15 protein-coding genes are annotated in these 16,758 nt (G+C 71.9%); 8 read left to right on the top strand and 7 right to left on the bottom strand.

The window, feature by feature from the left end; translation table 11 throughout:
• Window positions 1–71 precede the first annotated feature (71 nt).
• Window positions 72–554 carry an ATP-binding protein gene (locus tag ACWCP6_RS35605; protein ID WP_450936791.1) on the top strand — a complete coding sequence of 161 codons (483 nt, stop codon included), beginning with the start codon at window positions 72–74 and terminating at the stop codon, window positions 552–554.
• A gap of 60 nt (window positions 555–614) precedes the next feature.
• Here the strand turns inward: ACWCP6_RS35605 and argF are convergent, their stop codons facing one another.
• A complete protein-coding gene (gene argF / locus ACWCP6_RS35600; RefSeq protein ID WP_450936790.1) occupies window positions 615–1,628 on the bottom strand; it encodes an ornithine carbamoyltransferase in 1,014 nt (337 codons plus the stop codon).
• A gap of 396 nt (window positions 1,629–2,024) precedes the next feature.
• Here argF and ACWCP6_RS35595 point away from each other — a divergent pair, with 396 nt between their 5' ends.
• Together ACWCP6_RS35595 and ACWCP6_RS35590 are read left to right on the top strand one after the other, a co-directional pair.
• Window positions 2,025–2,444: a YciI family protein gene (locus ACWCP6_RS35595; RefSeq protein ID WP_450936789.1), complete on the top strand. Its 420-nt coding sequence runs from the start codon at window positions 2,025–2,027 to the stop codon at window positions 2,442–2,444.
• On the top strand, window positions 2,441–3,625 hold the full coding sequence (locus ACWCP6_RS35590; RefSeq protein ID WP_450936799.1) for an RNA polymerase sigma factor: 1,185 nt from the start codon (window positions 2,441–2,443) through the stop codon (window positions 3,623–3,625). Before ACWCP6_RS35595 ends, ACWCP6_RS35590 begins: the two co-directional genes overlap by 4 nt.
• A 111-nt stretch (window positions 3,626–3,736) precedes the next feature.
• Here the strand turns inward: ACWCP6_RS35590 and ACWCP6_RS35585 are convergent, their stop codons facing one another.
• The gene (locus ACWCP6_RS35585; protein ID WP_450936788.1) at window positions 3,737–4,972 is read right to left on the bottom strand and encodes an arginine deiminase; all 1,236 of its coding nucleotides are present in this window, start codon (window positions 4,970–4,972) and stop codon (window positions 3,737–3,739) included.
• 205 nt (window positions 4,973–5,177) lie between these two features.
• On the opposite strand from ACWCP6_RS35585, the gene ACWCP6_RS35580 reads away from it, so the two are divergent.
• Together ACWCP6_RS35580 and ACWCP6_RS35575 are read left to right on the top strand one after the other, a co-directional pair.
• Window positions 5,178–6,995 (top strand): 3' terminal RNA ribose 2'-O-methyltransferase Hen1, encoded by a 1,818-nt coding sequence (locus tag ACWCP6_RS35580; RefSeq protein WP_450936787.1) that lies wholly within the window; start codon window positions 5,178–5,180, stop codon window positions 6,993–6,995.
• Complete coding sequence (locus ACWCP6_RS35575) at window positions 6,992–9,661, top strand: polynucleotide kinase-phosphatase (RefSeq protein ID WP_450936786.1); 2,670 nt, start codon at window positions 6,992–6,994, stop codon at window positions 9,659–9,661. The genes ACWCP6_RS35580 and ACWCP6_RS35575 overlap by 4 nt, the downstream gene beginning before the upstream one ends.
• A 153-nt stretch (window positions 9,662–9,814) precedes the next feature.
• Here the strand turns inward: ACWCP6_RS35575 and ACWCP6_RS35570 are convergent, their stop codons facing one another.
• The 5 genes from ACWCP6_RS35570 to ACWCP6_RS35550 all read right to left on the bottom strand — a co-directional run bounded on the left by ACWCP6_RS35570 (window position 9,815) and on the right by ACWCP6_RS35550 (window position 13,850).
• The gene (locus ACWCP6_RS35570) at window positions 9,815–10,738 is read right to left on the bottom strand and encodes an LLM class F420-dependent oxidoreductase (RefSeq protein WP_450936785.1); all 924 of its coding nucleotides are present in this window, start codon (window positions 10,736–10,738) and stop codon (window positions 9,815–9,817) included.
• Between the two features lie 123 nt (window positions 10,739–10,861).
• The gene (locus ACWCP6_RS35565; protein WP_450936784.1) at window positions 10,862–11,344 is read right to left on the bottom strand and encodes a DUF6099 family protein; all 483 of its coding nucleotides are present in this window, start codon (window positions 11,342–11,344) and stop codon (window positions 10,862–10,864) included.
• A 226-nt stretch (window positions 11,345–11,570) separates the two neighbouring features.
• Window positions 11,571–11,942 carry a nucleotide pyrophosphohydrolase gene (locus ACWCP6_RS35560; protein WP_450936783.1) on the bottom strand — a complete coding sequence of 124 codons (372 nt, stop codon included), beginning with the start codon at window positions 11,940–11,942 and terminating at the stop codon, window positions 11,571–11,573.
• A complete protein-coding gene (locus tag ACWCP6_RS35555) occupies window positions 11,939–13,261 on the bottom strand; it encodes an ATP-binding protein (RefSeq protein WP_450936782.1) in 1,323 nt (440 codons plus the stop codon). The genes ACWCP6_RS35560 and ACWCP6_RS35555 overlap by 4 nt, the downstream gene beginning before the upstream one ends.
• A gap of 199 nt (window positions 13,262–13,460) precedes the next feature.
• Complete coding sequence (locus ACWCP6_RS35550; RefSeq protein WP_450936781.1) at window positions 13,461–13,850, bottom strand: cell division protein SepF; 390 nt, start codon at window positions 13,848–13,850, stop codon at window positions 13,461–13,463.
• A 218-nt stretch (window positions 13,851–14,068) separates the two neighbouring features.
• Between ACWCP6_RS35550 and ACWCP6_RS35545 the strand changes: the two genes are divergently transcribed.
• The 3 genes from ACWCP6_RS35545 to ACWCP6_RS35535 all read left to right on the top strand — a co-directional run bounded on the left by ACWCP6_RS35545 (window position 14,069) and on the right by ACWCP6_RS35535 (window position 16,343).
• Window positions 14,069–14,788: a DUF4097 family beta strand repeat-containing protein gene (locus ACWCP6_RS35545; RefSeq protein WP_450936780.1), complete on the top strand. Its 720-nt coding sequence runs from the start codon at window positions 14,069–14,071 to the stop codon at window positions 14,786–14,788.
• A gap of 99 nt (window positions 14,789–14,887) precedes the next feature.
• Window positions 14,888–15,571 carry an SGNH/GDSL hydrolase family protein gene (locus ACWCP6_RS35540; protein WP_450936779.1) on the top strand — a complete coding sequence of 228 codons (684 nt, stop codon included), beginning with the start codon at window positions 14,888–14,890 and terminating at the stop codon, window positions 15,569–15,571.
• Window positions 15,572–15,659: 88 nt separating this feature from the next.
• Entirely contained in the window at window positions 15,660–16,343 is a 684-nt protein-coding gene (locus ACWCP6_RS35535) for a TetR/AcrR family transcriptional regulator (RefSeq protein ID WP_450936778.1), read from the top strand.
• The last annotated feature ends 415 nt before the right edge of the window (window positions 16,344–16,758 follow it).

Raw genomic sequence — 16,758 nt, 5'->3', positions numbered from 1 at the left:
CGGCCTGGTGGGAAAGATGCAAATGTCACACGTGCCTCCCGGCGGCGGAATCGCAGCGTTGGCCGATTACGATGCCTACGGTCGAAAGCAGGACAGCCTGCCCCCGAAACGGACATGCCGTGTACGACGCCCCCGCACCCGCTTCCTGGCGTATTGCACTGCCGCACGATGTGGCGGCCGTGCCGGTCGCCCGTGCCCTGGTGCGCAACGCGCTGGCGGACGGCGAGCACACGGCGGACCGCGACACCGCGGAGCTGCTGACCGCCGAGCTGGTCGCCAACGCGGTGGAGCACACCACCGGCGGCGGCATCGAACTGGTGGTCCAGCTGAACCACGCCGGCTGCCAGGTCGAGGTGCACGACCCGGACCCCGCGCCGCCCGAGAATCTGGTCCGGCCGCATCCGCCGGAGCCGGACCTGATGCAGGAGGGCGGGCGCGGGCTGCTGCTGATCCGCGCCCTGAGCGCCGCCTGCGGCCACCGCCCCACCGCATCCGGCAAGGCGGTCTGGTTCAGCCTCCCGTCGGTGCCGCGGCAGCGGCGGCGGTCGGCCTGACGCCGACGGCCGGTCCACGGTCCGGGTCAAGCCCGGTTCACGGTCGGGGTCAGGCTCCGTTCACGGTCGGGCGAGGGTGGCGACGAGGACGGCCTTGATCGTGTGGAGCCGGTTCTCCGCCTCGTCGAAGACGACGGAGTGCGCGGACTCGAACACCTCGTCGGTGACCTCCAGCGACTCCAGGCCGTGGCGCTCGTGTATCGCGCGGGCCACCCGGGTGCCGAGGTCGTGGTAGGCCGGCAGACAGTGCAGGAACTTCACGTCGGGGTTGCCGGTGGCGCGCAGCACGTCCATGGTCACGGCGTACGGGGCGAGGGCGGCGATCCGCTCGTCCCACACCTCCTGGGGCTCGCCCATGGACACCCAGACGTCGGTGGCGACGAAGTCCGCTCCCCGGACACCCTCGGCGACGTCCTCGGTGAGCGTGATCACGGCGCCGCTGGTCTCGGCCAGCTCGCGGGCGCGCGCGACGACCTCGTCCGCGGGCCAGTAGCTCTTGGGCGCGACGATACGGACGTCCATGCCGAGCAGCGCGCCGGTGACGAGATAGGAGTTGCCCATGTTGAAGCGGGCGTCGCCGAGGTAGGCGAAGGCGATCCCGTCGAGCGGCTTCGCACTGTGCTCGGTCATCGTCAGCACGTCGGCCAGCATCTGCGTGGGGTGCCAGTCGTCGGTGAGGCCGTTGTACACGGGCACACCGGCCTGGGCGGCGAGCTCCTCGACACCCGCCTGACTGTCGCCCCGGTACTCGATGGCGTCGAACATCCGGCCGAGCACCCGCGCGGTGTCCTTGATCGACTCCTTGTGCCCGATCTGCGAGCCCGACGGGTCGAGGTACGTGGTGGACGCGCCCTGGTCCGCGGCCGCGACCTCGAAGGCGCAGCGGGTCCGGGTCGAGGTCTTCTCGAAGATCAGCGCGATGTTCCTGCCGCGCAGGTGCTGCGCCTCGGTCCCCGCCCGCTTCGCCGCCTTCAGCTCGGCGGCGAGGTCGACCAGGCCACGGAACTCCTCGGCGGTGAAGTCCAGCTCCTTGAGGAAGTGGCGGCCGGTGAGCTTCGTCGGGACAGTCACCATGGGGGCGCTCCTGGGGGACGGGATACGGGTACGGACACGGAACACTGGAAGTCTATACGATGACCTACATTTCTATGCACGATGCCCTCGTCGAGTGGCAGGTGTCACCACCGCCCGCGTCTCACCCCACCACAGCCCGGATCCCCGTCGCACCCTGACGCACCGCGCGACGGCGCCGGTGCGGTGCGGCCGCCGGATGCGCCGTCCACCCCTCGTTCCGTCCCGCCCTCGCGTCATGCAGTGGGAGTGGATCCGGAGACCGCGGGACGGCTCACCCGGGCTCATGCACGAGAATCCAAAAAAAATCCGGGCGGCGATGTCGAGAACGCGTGACCGGCTCCGTCCCGGCAGTGAACGCGACCACAATGGGTCGCAGGAGCTCCGAGGAGAAACCCGATGGCCAAGTACTTGCTGCTGAAGCACTACCGTGGCGCTCCGGCCGCGGTCAACGACGTACCGATGGACCAGTGGACGCCGGAGGAGATCTCGGCGCACGTGCAGTACATGAACGACTTCGCGGCCCGGCTCGAGAAGAGCGGCGAGTTCGTCGACGGTCAGGCGCTCGCCCCCGAGGGGACGTGGGTCCGCCACGACGGCGAGGGCCGCCCGCCGGTCACCGACGGCCCGTTCGCCGAGACCAAGGACCTCATCGCCGGCTGGATGGTGATCGACGTCGACAGCCACGAGCGCGCCGTCGAGCTGGCCGGGGAGCTGTCGGCCGCCCCAGGGGCGGGCGGGAAGCCGATCCACGAGTGGCTCGAGGTGCGCCCGTTCCTGGCCGCGCAGCCCACCATCACGGAATGTCCTCATCGATGAACGAGGCTCTGCTCCGGAGTCTCACGCCGAGCGTCCTCGGGATCCTCGTCCGCCGCGGAGCCGACTTCGCGGCGGCCGAGGACGCCGTCCAGGACGCCCTGGTCGAGGCCGTCCGCGTCTGGCCCGCCGACCCTTCCCCAAGCTCTCGGCTGCGCTCGAGCAGGGGAGACCCCATTCGGGACCCGAAGGGCTGGCTGGTCACCGTGGCCTGGCGCCGGTTCCTCGACGCGACCCGGGCGGACGCCGCTCGCCGCCGCCGTGAGGACCTCTTCGACGAGGAGCCTGCGCCCGGACCCGCGTCCGCGGTCGACGACACGCTCCAGCTCTACTTCCTGTGCGCCCACCCGTCGCTGACGCCGTCGTCCGCGGTCGCGCTCACGCTGCGCGCCGTCGGCGGGCTGACCACCCGCCAGATCGCCCAGGCGTACCTGGTGCCCGAGGCGACCATGGCGCAGCGCATCAGCCGGGCCAAGCGCACCGTCGCCGACGCGAGGTTCGACCGGCCCGGCGACGTCGCCACCGTGCTGCGCGTCCTCTACCTGGTCTTCAACGAGGGCTACTCCGGCGACGTCGACCTCGCCGCCGAGGCCATCCGGCTCACCCGGCAGCTCGCCGCCGCCATCGACCATCCCGAGGTGTCCGGGCTGCTCGCCCTCATGCTGCTCCACCATGCCCGGCGCGCCACCCGGACCGCGCCCGACGGCAGCCTGGTGCCGCTCGCCGAGCAGGACCGCGGCCGGTGGGACACCGAATCGATCGCCGAGGGCGTCGGGATCCTGCAGACCGCCCTCGCCCGCGACCGGCTGGGAGAATTCCAGGCCCAGGCCGCCATCGCGGCACTCCACGCCGACGCGCCCACCGCCGAGGAGACCGACTGGGTGCAGATCGTCGAGTGGTACGACGAGCTCGCGCGCCTGACCGACAGCCCGGTCGTCCGGCTCAACCGAGCGGTGGCCGTCGGCGAGGCCGACGGACCGCGCGCCGGACTGGCGGCGCTCGCGGCGCTGGAGGACTCGGTGCCCCGCCACGCCGCGGTGGCGGCGTACCTCCACGAGCGCGACGGCGACCCGGCGAGGGCGGCACGGCTGTACGCCGAGGCGGCCCGGAAGGCACCCAACCTCGCCGAGCGCGACCACCTGACGCGCCAGGCCGCCCGGCTCAACGCCCGCCGGTGCCGCTGACGGGTCGCGCCCGGATTCCTCCCGCAGCACTCGGCGCGGCCCCGTGGCCGGAGCGGTCGCCTCGCAGTGAGCGGACAGGTCGAGGGAGCGCCCGGGTGCACCGCGGCGGGTTCACCGCACGGCGTCCCGCTCCACCGGGCAGCTCATGCAGCGCGGGCCGCCCCTCCCCCGGCCCAGCTCGCTGCCCGGGATCTCGATCACCTCGATGCCCTGCTTGCGCAGATGCGTATTGGTGGTCGCGTTCCGCTCGTACGCCACGACGACGCCCGGCTCCACGGCGAGCACGTTGCAGCCGTCGTCCCACTGCTCCCGCTCGGCCGAGTGCACGTCCTGCGTGGCCGTGAGCACCCGGATCTCGCTGAGCCCGAGAGCCGCGGCGATCGCCCGGTGCATGTGCTCCGGCGGATGGTCGGTGACCTTCAACTCCGCCGCGTCGACCCCCGGTTCGATGGTGTACGAGCGCAGCATGCCGAGGCCCGCGTACTGAGTGAACGTATCTCCGTCCACCATCGTCATCACCGTGTCGAGATGCATGAGCGCACGCCGCTTCGGCATGTCGAGCGCGACGATCGTCTTCGCGGAACCCGCCGCGAACAGCTTGTGCGCCAGCATCTCCACCGCCTGCGGGGTGGTCCGCTCACTCATGCCGATCAGCACGGCGCCGTTGCCGATGACCAGGACATCGCCGCCCTCGATCGTCGACGGGTAGTCCGCCTGACCCTCCGACCAGATGTGGAACGGTCCCGCCTCGGGCTCCTGGAACAGCGGGTGGTACCGGTAGATCGCCTCGAAGTGGACGGTCTCGCGCTGCCGGGCCGGCCAGCGCATCGCATTGATCGACACACCGTCGTAGATCCAGGCGGAGGTGTCCCGGGTGAAGAGATGGTTGGGCAGCGGCCCGAGCAGGAAGTCGTCCAGCTCCATCACGTGGAACCGCACGGACGTCGGCTCCGGGTGCGCCTCCAGGAACTCCCGCTTGGTCATCCCGCCCACCAGGGCCTCGGCCAGCTCCAGGGCCGTCATCGTCTCGAACGCGGCGCGCAGGTGGTCCGTGGCCAGCGGCCCGTACTCCTTCACGTCGAAGACCCGGTCCAGCACCAGCGAACGGGCCGCCGGGATCTCCAGCGCCTCGGTCAGCAGGTCCCCGAAGAGGTGCACCACGACGCCCCGGTCGCGCAGTACGTCGGCGAACCCGTCGTGCTCCTGCCGGGCCCGGCGCACCCACAGCACGTCGTCGAAGAGGAGCTCCCCCTTGTTGCTGGGCGTGAGCCGTTTCAGCTCCAGATCGGGGCGGTGCAGAATGACGCGGCGCAGCCGCCCGGCCTCGGAGTCGACATGGAATCCCATGGTTCCCATCCTTCCCCTCCGGAACGCCCGACGCGCAGCGTTCACACAGGACCGGTGCCCCGAAGGGGAGGCAGCCGGTTCCCGGGATGCCGGCTCCGGTACCCGCGGAGCGGACCGGAGCGCATCCCCCGGGAGGGCCGGACCGGGCTCCCCGAATGACAAAACCCGTGGTCCGCGTCGCCTCCGCACCGCGATACTCGGACATGTGTTCCTCACCATCACAGCCACCGGTACCCCCGACCGCCCCGCGTCCGACCTCGGGTTCCTGCTGCACAAGCATCCCGACAACGCGCATACGCGGTCGACCTCGCACGGCACCGCGCACGTCTTCTACCCGGAGGCGTCCGTGGAGCGCTGCACGGCCGCGCTGCTGCTGGAGGTGGATCCGGTGGCCCTCGTACGGCGCGGCAAGGGCAAGGGCCGCGGCGGCGCGCCCGACGCGTCCCTCGCGCAGTATGTGAACGACCGTCCCTACGCTGCCTCGTCGCTGCTCGCCGTCGCCCTGGGCAAGGTGTTCTCCAGCGCCCTCAAGGGGCGTTGCGAGGCACGCCCCGAACTGCCCGCGCGTGCACTGCCGTTGCACGTGGAGGTGCCCGCGCTGCCCGCGCGCGGCGGCCCCGGTCTGGTGCGCCGGCTGTTCGAGCCGCTCGGCTGGACGGTCACGGCGGAGCCCGTCGCGCTCGACGTCCGGTTCCCGGAGTGGGGCGAATCCCGGTACGTGCGCCTGGTGATGACGGGCGAGCTGACGCTCGCCCAGGCCCTGAACCACCTCTATGTGCTGCTGCCCGTGCTCGACGACGCCAAGCACTACTGGGTGTCCGAGGACGAGGTCGACAAGCTGCTGCGCGCGGGCGAGGGCTGGCTCGCGGCGCACCCGGAGCAGAAGGTCATCACCAGCCGCTATCTGTCCCGGCGCTGGGGGCTGGCGCGAGCCGCGACGGAGCGGCTGGAACTGCTGAGGCTGGCCGAGACCGACGACAGCGAGGTCGAGGAGATCGACAACGCGGTCGACGAGACCATGGACCCGGAGGCCGGGACCGGCGCGCCCACAGGGACCGACGACGGCCCGGGGACACGGACCGACGGCATCACGGGGACGGTGCCCGCCGGTTCCGGAGCACCGGTCGCGGGAGCCGGGGCGAGCCCGCAGACCGCGGCCGGCGCCGCGGCATCCGTCGCCGGGGCCGCAGGTTCCGGAGCACCGGTCGCCGGGGCCGCGGACACCGGGGCAGCAGTCGCCGCGGCCACGGAGGCCGAGGGCAGGCCCGTATCCCTCGCCGAGCAGCGCCGTGACGCCATCCTGGCGGCACTGCGCGACAGCGGTGCCGCGCGCGTCCTCGACCTGGGCTGCGGACAGGGGCAGTTGGTGCAGGCGCTGCTGAAGGACGCACGGTTCTCCGAGGTCGTCGGCGTCGACGTGTCCGTACGGGCCCTCACGATCGCCGCACGGCGCCTCCATCTCGACCGCATGGGTGAGCGGCAGGCCGCCCGCGTCAAGCTGTTCCAGGGCTCGCTGACGTACACGGACAAGCGCCTGGAGGGCTACGACGCGGCCGTGCTCAGCGAGGTGATCGAGCACGTCGACCTGCCGCGGCTGCCGGCCCTGGAGTACGCCGTGTTCGGTGCAGCCCGGCCCACGACCGTGCTCGTGACCACCCCGAACGTCGAGTACAACGTCCGCTGGGAGTCCCTGCCCGCCGGGCACGTGCGCCACGGCGACCACCGCTTCGAGTGGCGGCGCGACGAGTTCCGTGCCTGGGCGGGCGCGGTCGCCGAACGCCACGGCTACCACGTCGAGTTCCGGCCGGTGGGTCCGGACGACCCGGAGGTCGGACCGCCCACGCAGATGGCCGTCTTCCGGACCGACACCGTTCGCGGGGACTCCCCGACCACGGAAGTCCCCGACGACACCGGCGCCTCCGAGAACACGAGGGCCCCTCGGAACGCCGAGGCCCCGCGAGGCGCGGGAGCACCCGAAGCCACCACGACGCCCGAGACCACGAAGGAGGAGAAGGCAGCATGACCCGTACGACGAACAGCGGCGCACCCGACACCCCGAAGGCCGGGACGGGCCTCCCCGGGACGGCCCTCTCCCCCGAGACGGGCGCGGCCACCACGCCGGGCCCCGGCACGGCTCGGACACTTCCCGTCACCGACCTCTCCCTCGTGGTCCTCATCGGCGCCACCGGGTCCGGCAAGTCGACCTTCGCCCGCAAGCACTTCAAGCCGACCGAGGTCATCTCCAGCGACTACTGCCGCGGCCTCGTCGCCGACGACGAGAACGACCAGTCGGCGAGCCGCGACGCCTTCGACGTACTCCACTACATCGCGGGCAAACGGCTCGCCGCCGGACGCCGCACCGTCGTGGACGCGACCAGCGTGCAGAAGGAGGCGCGGGCCCAGCTCGTCCGGCTCGCCCGCGAACACGACGTCCTGCCGATCGCGATCGTCCTCGACGTACCCGAGTCGGTGTGCGCCGAACGCAACGCCGGCCGGCCCGACCGGGCCGGCCTGCCCCGCCACGTCATCGCCCGGCACCAGCGCGAGCTGCGCCGCTCGCTGCGGGGCCTGGAGCGCGAGGGCTTCCGCAAGGTGCATGTCCTGCGCGGCGTCGAGCAGATCGAGGGCGCGCGGATCGTCACCGAGAAGCGGTTCAACGACCTCACCCATCTCACCGGGCCGTTCGACATCATCGGCGACATCCACGGCTGCCGCTCCGAACTGGAGACACTGCTCACGAAGCTGGGGTACCTCGACGGGGTGCACCCCGAGGGCCGTACCGCCGTCTTCGTCGGCGACCTCGTCGACCGCGGCCCCGACAGCCCGGGTGTGCTGCGCCGCGTCATGGGCATGGTGGCGGCGGGCAACGCGCTGTGCGTGCCCGGCAACCACGAGAACAAGCTCGGCCGCTGGCTGAAGGGCCGGAAGGTCCAGCTCACCCACGGCCTCGCCGAGACCGTCGAACAGCTCGCCGGAGAGACCGAGGAGTTCCGCGCCGAGGTGGCGGAGTTCATCGAAGGGCTGGTCAGCCACTACGTCCTCGACGAGGGCCGGCTGGTCGTCTGCCACGCGGGTCTGCCCGAGAAGTACCACGGCCGCACCTCGGGACGGGTGCGCTCGCACGCGCTGTACGGCGACACGACGGGCGAGACGGACGAGTTCGGGCTGCCCGTCCGCTACCCGTGGGCCGAGGACTACCGCGGCCGCGCCGCAGTGATCTACGGCCACACCCCCGTACCCGACACACAGTGGGTCAACAACACCCTCTGTCTGGACACCGGATGTGTCTTCGGCGGCCGGATGACCGCGCTTCGCTGGCCCGAACGGGAGCTGGTCGACGTACCGGCCGAGCGGGTCTGGTACGAGCCCGTGCGGCCGCTCGTGGCGGACGCGCCGGGCGGGCAGGAGGGCCGCCCCCTGGCCCTCTCCGACGTCCACGGCAGGAAGGTCGTGGAGACCCGGCACGCCGGGCGGATCGGCGTGCGCGAGGAGAACGCGGCGGCGGCACTGGAGGTCATGAGCCGGTTCGCCGTCGACCCGCGGCTGATGCCGTACCTCCCGCCCACCATGGCGCCGACGGCGACCTCCTCGGTGGACGGCTATCTGGAGCATCCGGCGGAGGCCTTCGCGCAGTACCGGGCGGACGGCGTCGAACGGGTCGTGTGCGAGGAGAAGCACATGGGTTCGCGCGCCGTGGCCCTGGTCTGCCGCGACGCGGAGGCCGCGCGCGAGCACTTCGGTGCCGGAGGCCCCGCGGGCGCTCTGCCGGACAGCGGCGCAGGCGTCACGGGCTCCCTCTACACCCGCACCGGCCGGCCCTTCTTCGACGACCCGAAGACCACCGAAGAGGTCCTCGGACGGGTGCGCGACGCCGCCACGGCCGCAGGGCTGTGGGAGTCGCTCGACACCGACTGGCTGCTCCTCGATGCCGAGCTGATGCCGTGGTCCCTGAAGGCCTCCGGTCTGCTGCGCTCGCAGTACGCGGCCGTGGGCGCCGCGTCCGGGGCCGTGCTGCCCGGAGCGGTGGCCGCCCTGGAAGCGGCGGCGGCGCGCGGCACCGATGTGACCGGCCTGCTCGCCCGGCAGCGCGAACGGACCGTCGACGCCGCCGCGTTCACCGACGCGTACCGCCGCTACTGCTGGACCACGAACGGCCTCGACGGCGTGCGCCTCGCCCCCTTCCAGGTCCTCGCGGTGCGCGACCGATCGCTGGCCGGGCTGCCGCACGACGAACAGCTGGCGCTGGTCGACCGGCTCGTCGAGCACGACATGAGCGGTCTGCTGCAGACCACGCGCAGGCTCGTCGTCGACACCGGCGACGAGGCCTCCGTGCAGGCGGGCATCGACTGGTGGCTGGAGATGACCGGCCGGGGCGGCGAGGGCATGGTCGTCAAACCGCTCGGCGCTCTCGTGCGGGACGCGGGGGGACGGCTGGTCCAGCCGGGCATCAAGTGCCGGGGGCGCGAGTACCTGCGGATCATCTACGGTCCCGAATACACCCGCCCCGACAACCTCGCCCGGCTCCGGGAACGCCACCTGGGCCACAAGCGCTCCCTCGCCCTCCGCGAATACGCGCTCGGTCTGGAGGCACTGTCCCGCCTCGCCGACCGCGAACCCCTGTGGCGCATCCACGAGCCGGTGTTCGCGGTGCTGGCCCTGGAGTCGGAACCGGTGGACCCGCGGCTGTGAGGGGGTGGGGGCGGGGCGGGTGAGGGGTGGCGGCTCCGTGGAGGGGCACTCGGGGCGGGGGCCCTCCCCCTCCCCCTCCCCTCCCTCCCCAGTCCCCACCCCGGCCGTCCCCGCACCACCCCCCGCCCCGAGGCCGGCCGGGGCTGTGCCGTTCTACGACAGCTGGGCCTGGACCTGGGACGAGATCAGTTCCAGGTGGTCCAGGTCGTCCAGGTCCAGGACCTGGAGGTAGATACGGCTGGAGCCGATCTCGGCGTAGCGGCCGATCTTGTCGACCACTTCGGCCGGTGAGCCGGCGAGGCCGTTGGCCTTGAGCTCGTCCGCATCGCGGCCGATCGCGGCGGCGCGGCGGGCCACTTCGGCCTCGTCCCTGCCGACGCAGACCACGAGCGCATTCGAGTACACCAGGTCGTCGCCCTTGCGGCCGGCCTGTTCCGCGGCCGCACGGACGCGGCCGAACTGCCGTTCGCTGTCCTCGACCGAGGCGAAGGGGATGTTGAACTCGTCGGCGTACTGGGCGGCGAGCCGCGGTGTGCGGGTGGCGCCGTGGCCGCCGATGAGCACCGGCACCTTGCGCTGCGCGGGCTTGGGCAGCGCGGGTGAGTCGGTCAGCTGGTAGTAGGTGCCGTCATGGCTGAACGTCTTGCCCGGCTCGGTGCTCCACAGGCCGGTGACGATCGCCAGTTGCTCCTCCAGCCGTGCGAACTTCTCCTTCGGGAACGGGATGCCGTACGCCTTGTGCTCCTCCTCGAACCAGCCGGCGCCCAGGCCCAGTTCGACGCGGCCCCCGGACATCTGGTCGACCTGCGCGACCTGGATGGCGAGTACGCCCGGCAGGCGGAAGGTGCCGGCCGTCATCAGGGTGCCGAGCCGGATCCGTCGGGTCTCCCGGGCGAGCCCTGCGAGTGTGATCCAGGCGTCGGTCGGGCCGGGCAGTCCGTCGACGGAGCCCATGCTCAGATAGTGGTCGGAGCGGAAGAAGGCATCGAACCCGAGGTCCTCGGTGGCTCGTGCGACGGTCAGAAGGGTGTCGTAGGTCGCCCCCTGCTGGGGCTCGGTGAAGATGCGAAGATCCATGCCTCCATCCTGCACGCTTGCGCGTGCGTCCATCCCTTCGATCGGCCTGTTCCGCCGTCCGGTCCCCGGTCGGGTGAAGGCCGGTCACCCCGGGGCCCTCTTCCGGGCCGGCGCGCCGGTGGTTCATGGCGCTCCCGCGGTGGAGTCGGGCTCGGGCATGGTGCGGTCGCGTGCGGCGAGTCGCCGCAGCATCTCGAGCACCCGGTCGCGGCATTCGTCTGCCGCGTCGATCGCCTCCATGCACTGCCAGTACGCCCCTTCCTCGTCGGCGGAGCAGGCGACGCCGACGAGGGCGATGCCGACCTCGCCGAGGAGTCCGCCGAGTCCGAGGAGGGCGGTGCGTGCGTCGCCGAGCTCCGTGAGCCGGGCCGCGCGTATGCCGTCCATGGTGAGCGGGGGTGTGCCGAGCGCGCCGCAGCCGCGGCCGCCGACCTCGCTGAGGCCGAGGGCCTCGCCGCGTAATTCGGGCGGTCCGGAGACGGCCAGTCTGCTGCCGATGGCCTGGGCGAGTGCCTGTGCCTGCCAGACCTCGGTCAGGATCTCCGGTGTGTCCTGGCTCTCGGCCAGTGCCCGTCTGCTCGTCCTGATGAGACGCACCGCATCCATGCGCCGCCCCCGTCCTTCTGGAACGCGCTGACTGCGCGTCCGTGCTCTGTCCCCTGTTCACTACCCAGAGTGAAAGCGGATGAGACGAAAAGCCAGAGGAAGCCCGAAATCTGTGGACACGGAATCGAGTGTGGACAAGTTTGTGACTCCGGAGAGTGACGAAGGGCGTGGTTCGAGGCTGGGCGACGCGCGTAGTTCATGTGTGCGGCACGGGCTGTTCGCCCCGTCAGTCGGTTCCCGGTAGCGGGAACCGCTGTTCGTTGCGGTCGATTTTCTGCGAGAGGGCCGACAGCGGGTCGATGCCGAGGGTTTCGCACAGTTGGAGGAGGTAGGCGAGCACATCGGCGACCTCGTCGGTCACCCGGTGGGCGGTGTCGGGGTCGGACATGACGTCCGCGGATTCCTCGGGGGTCAACCACTGGAAGATCTCGACGAGTTCGGACGCCTCCACGCTGAGGGCGGCCACGAGGTTCTTGGGGGTGTGGTAGCGCTGCCAGTGCCGGGCGGCCGCGAACTCGGTGAGTCTGCGCTGCAGGGAGGGCACGTCGAGGGGGCGGGGCTCCGCGGGATTGCCGGGTTCCGGGGGTGTCTGTGTCACGTTCCCAGGTCTACCACCGTGACGTCGTCGAGCTCCGTGGCCCAGGGCGCTTCGGCCGCGGCCCCGATCAGCCGGATGTGTCCGCCGGCGCACATGCGCATGGCCAGTGCGGCGAGTTCGCGCCGCTGGCGGGTGTCCATGCAGTGGTCGAAGCCGTCGGCGAGGACGGTGAGGGCCTGGTAGGCCGACGGCACCTCCGCGACCGGGTCGACCTCCAGGACGCCCGGGCCGGTGAGGAGCACCAGTGCGAGTGCCAGGTAGCGCAGTTCGCCGTCGCCGAGGCGTTCCACGGGCGTGGTGGTGCCGTCGCCGCGGTCGATGACGGCGCGCACGGTGCCGTCGGGTAGTTCTTCGGCCCGTACGTCGGTGACCGGCCCGGCGCAGCCCGCCCGTACGGCGGCGACCAGCAGGGGGTGCCGGCGGGCGCGTTCGGCCCGGGTGCGCAGCACGACGTCGGCGAGGTTGTCGCAGGCGCCGAGGAGCCGGCCGGTGCCCACGGCGACGGGGGCGCGCATGCGGCCGGGGCGTGGGTCGCAGGGGAACACCGATCGCAGGGCGACCACGACCTGTTCGGCTGCCTGGAGCACGAGCCGTTGTCCGTCGGTCTTGCCGGCGACGCGCAGTGACAGCAGTGTGGTGCCGAGCCGGTCGTCGGGGAACGGGGCGCGGGTGACGGGCGCGGCGCCGGCGGTGTGCCAGGCCGCCTGCACGGTGCGTCGTCCCGGGTCGCGCAGGGAGCTCTCGAACAGGGTGTGCCCGCAGCCGGTGAGTCGTTCGCCGACGATGCGGAGTTCGGGTTCGGCCTGCACGGCGATGTCGAGGTGGACGGGGCCGACGGGCCCGTCGACGGTGCAGCCGATGCGGAAGCCGCGGCGTCGGTCGGCGTCGGGGCGTGCGCGTCCGGGAACGCAGGCGGAGGGTTCGGGAAAGGTTTCGGCGAGTTCGGCGCCGCCGCCGAGCCGGGCGAGCGCCGTGTACGCGGACAGGGCGGTGGTTTTGCCGCTGCCGCTGGGTCCGGTGAGGAAGGTCAGCGGACCGAGCGGGAGGACGGTGCCGCGGTGTGCGCCGAAGGCGGAGAGGCGCAGTTCCGTGATACCGGGCCGGCCCGGCCGTTGCAGCTGTTCGGGCTGTTGGGGCTGCTTCCGCCTTCCGGGCGGATCCTGCCCTGTCGGCCGGCCCGGACGGGCCGTCTGCCCCAAGTGCGCCCGCGATTGCTGCTGTTGTGGTTCCTTCCGCCCGTGTCTCCGGCCCGGACGGGCCGGCTGTTCCGGCTGCTCCGGCGATGTCGTGGGCGGCGCCCCCTGGGTGTGCACGGTCATGCCTGGACGCTACTGACCTGCGGGTCGGACGAACCGTTCCGTCGGACCGGCCGTCCCACGATCGGGGGACGGCCGGGCCGGGGGCGCTGCGGCTGTTTGACGCGGGGTCGGCGGCCCTGCGGTCGCGGGGGCACCGGGTCTCGGATCCGGGGTCGTCGGTGGTGACGGTCCCCGCGCCCCGGCCCACGGTTCGGCGCGCTCAGAACCCCGGCATGGTGGCGCTCTCCATGAGCCCGTTCACTTCGGTTCCGGGCGGTGACAGCAGGAAGACGTTGCGGTCGACGCGGTGCATCGTGCTGCCCAGTCCGAAGACGACGCCGCTGCTGAAGTCCAGGACCCGCTTGGCCACTTCGGTCTCGGCGCTGCTCAGGTCGAGCAGGACCGGGATGCCGGACATGAGGGTTTCGGCGACGTCGCGGGCGTCCGCGAAGACGTTCACGCGCATGACGACGAAGCGGCGCCGGGTCTCGGTCTCGGCGTCCGGCAGGGACCGGTGTCCGGTCCACGACGGCCAGGCGCCGCGGCCCCGCAGAGGTACGACCTGGGCAAGCCCTTCCCACTGTTCGTCGGTGACGTCGTGGCTGTTCAACGGCTCACCCCGTCCTGGCTCGTCCTGGTTGTCTGCACCGGTCAATTCTTACGTCAACTCACCCGTTCAGCCCAACAGCGACACGATCGGCGCGGTCGGGGGGTTCCACCGCGGGCCGATTTCCGCTTCGGGCTGAAGGGCCCCCGGATGCGGGCTCCCGCTGAGACTTTAATGATCTTGTAAGTGCTGATCACCAAGAGGAAGAAGACCACTTCCCGATGAACACATCACTGTCCCACGGGCGGGCGGGCGCGGCGAGGAGGGCGGCGGCGGTGTGCGCGGCCGTCGGCGTCGCCCTGTCGGCGGCGGGCTGTTCGTTCTCCCCGGCCAAGACGGGCAAGGAGTCGTACGGCGTCGAGCAGAAGGTGACGTCGCTGCGTGTCGACGACTACGCGGGTGACGTCGAGGTCGTTGCCGGATCCGGCGACTCCGTCGAGGTCGTCGAGAAGTACGAGTACAGCGACGGGAAGCCGCGGACCGAGCACTCGGTCAGGGCGGGCGAGTTGCTGCTGAAGAGCTCGGGCTGCGGCGGCGACGCCGACAAGTGCTCGGTGAAGTACCGCGTGGAGGTTCCCGCGGCGACGGCGGTCCATCTGACGGTCGGCGGCGGCGACATCACCGTCCGGGGCCTGTCGGGCGCCACGTACGCGAAGTCGGAGGGCGGCCAGGTGCGGGTCGCGCAGTCCTCCGCCAAGGACGTGACCGCCGGGAACGGGGGCGGTGACGTCTCGGTGTCCTTCGCCGCCGTACCGGACAAGGTGGACGCGAGCACGGAGGGCGGTGATGTCACGGTCCGTCTGCCGCGGGGGGCGTACGACGTGGACGCCCGTACCGAGGGTGGCGATCGCAAGGTGGACGTGAGGACCGACTCCGGTTCCCCCCACAAGGTCACGGCGCACACCGAGGGCGGTGACGTGCGCGTGGAGTCCACCGGCTGAGGGGTCGTCAAGGTGGTGCGACGACGGGGTGTTCCCGGGAGCGCCCCACCGTCGCACACTTCCTTGATAAAGACATACGTCCGGCCGTATGCTTTTTTCATGATGACGACCCCGTTACCCCTCACCGAAGAGTCCGATCCCTACTGCATGGAGTCGACAACCGCTGCGGCCCTGCTCTTCGACGCCCCGTGGAGCCGCTTCGGCGTGATCGGGGACAGCCTGTCGGCAGGCGTCGGAGACCCCAGCCCCGGCTATGCGAACCTCGGGTGGCCGGACCGGGTCGCGGGCATCCTGCGGCGCGTGCGTCCCGACCTGGCGTACCTCAACACCGCGGAAGTCGGGGCGACGACGGCCCAGGCCCTGGAGGGGCAGGCGGAGCGCATCACCGCGTTCGCCCCGGACCTGTTGCACGTGCCGTGCGGGGCGAACGACATCGTGCGCCGCAGCCCCGACTTCGACGAGATCGAGCGGACACTGCGGCGCATGTACGAACTGGCGGCCACGACCGGCGCCCGGCCGGCCACGTTCACACTCGGCAGGGCCTATGTCGTGCCGGTCTTCCCCGACTGGTCCCGGCGCGTCTCCACGCTCAACGACATCACCCGCGCGCTCGCCGCCGAATTCGGGGCCGTCGTCGTCGACATGTGGGACCACCCGGTCAACGACCGCGAAGGCCTGTTGAGCGAGGACCGTATCCACTTCTCGGCCTCGGGGCAGGCCGTGATGGCTGCCGAGGTGGTCAAGGCGCTGGCGCACACACTCGGACGCGCGGCACGTGCGTGACTCCGCCCCGAGCGCTCTCCCCCGCCCACGCGTTCGGGCCCGCCCACGCCCGGGAAGCGGATCCGACGGCAGAGGTACGATCGGCCGTATGGGCAGTGCAACGAAGCCGGCCGCGCCGCACGGCGGCGACTCCGGGGAGTCCGCACCCCCTCCCCGGGAGCAGGCGCAGCCCGAGACGACCGACAAGCGCCTCCTGCGCGGCGCCAGGACGCGGAAGGTCGTCCTTCGGCAGGCCGTCGACATCGCCTCGCTCGACGGACTGACCAGCCTCAGTTTCGGCCGCCTGGCCGCCGACACCGGGCTCAGCAAGGCGGGAATCCAGACCCTCTTCAGGACCAAGGAAGCCCTGCAGCTGGCGGCCGTCGACCACGCCCGCGAGATGTTCGTCGACGCGGTCGTCCGTCCTGCCCTGTCCGCGCCGCACGGTGTCGCGCGCCTGCGGGCGCTGCTCGACCACTGGATCGTGTACGCCGAGACTCCGCTGTTCGCCGGCGGGTGCTTCCGGGTCGCGAACCTCGCCGAATTCGACAGCAGGCCGGGGCCGGTGCGCGACGCGCTGCTGCGCGACCAGCGGGAGTGGACCGGGGCCATCGCCGACGAGTTGCGGGTCGCGGTACGGACCGGTGAGATCGCGGAACTGGACGTCGATCTGGCGACGTTCCAGATCGACGCCCTGCTGTGCGCCGCGAACACCGCCCTGCGCTCCGGGGACGGGGATGTGGTGGGCAAGGTGCGTCGTATCGTCGAGAGCCTCCTGGCGCCTCCACCCTGAGGCTGGCACCCGGCCGGCCGCTCACCGGCTCGGGCTGCGGCTCCCGGCTCCCGGCTCCCGGCTCCCGGCTCCCGGCTCCCGCGTACGCCCACCCCTCGGTAAGAGGTGGGCGTACATCCCGAACGACCGCAACCCCTGCGGTCCGGGTCGCGTTGCCGACGCCGGACCCGTCGGGCAGACGGCGCTGGAAGCGGCAGGTCCGGACCCGCCCCGCCCGGCGCACGGCGCCTCCCTGCGGACCGCGATGCGTGAACTCGGCGGCGGCCCCGCACCGTTGCGAGGCCGCCGCCCGAAAGCTCCCCGACTCAGTGACCGGTTAGTTCACCGGCTCGGGTTCGGGCTCGTTCTCGGTCTCGGCTTCGCCTGCCGGGTCGACCGGTGTCCTGACCGAGTCGAGGAGGAGCTGGGCGACGTC

This window comes from Streptomyces sp. NPDC002004 (assembly GCF_053593975.1).
The sequence above is the reverse complement of the archived record's forward strand: the minus strand, read 5'-3'. Positions and strand labels throughout refer to the sequence as shown.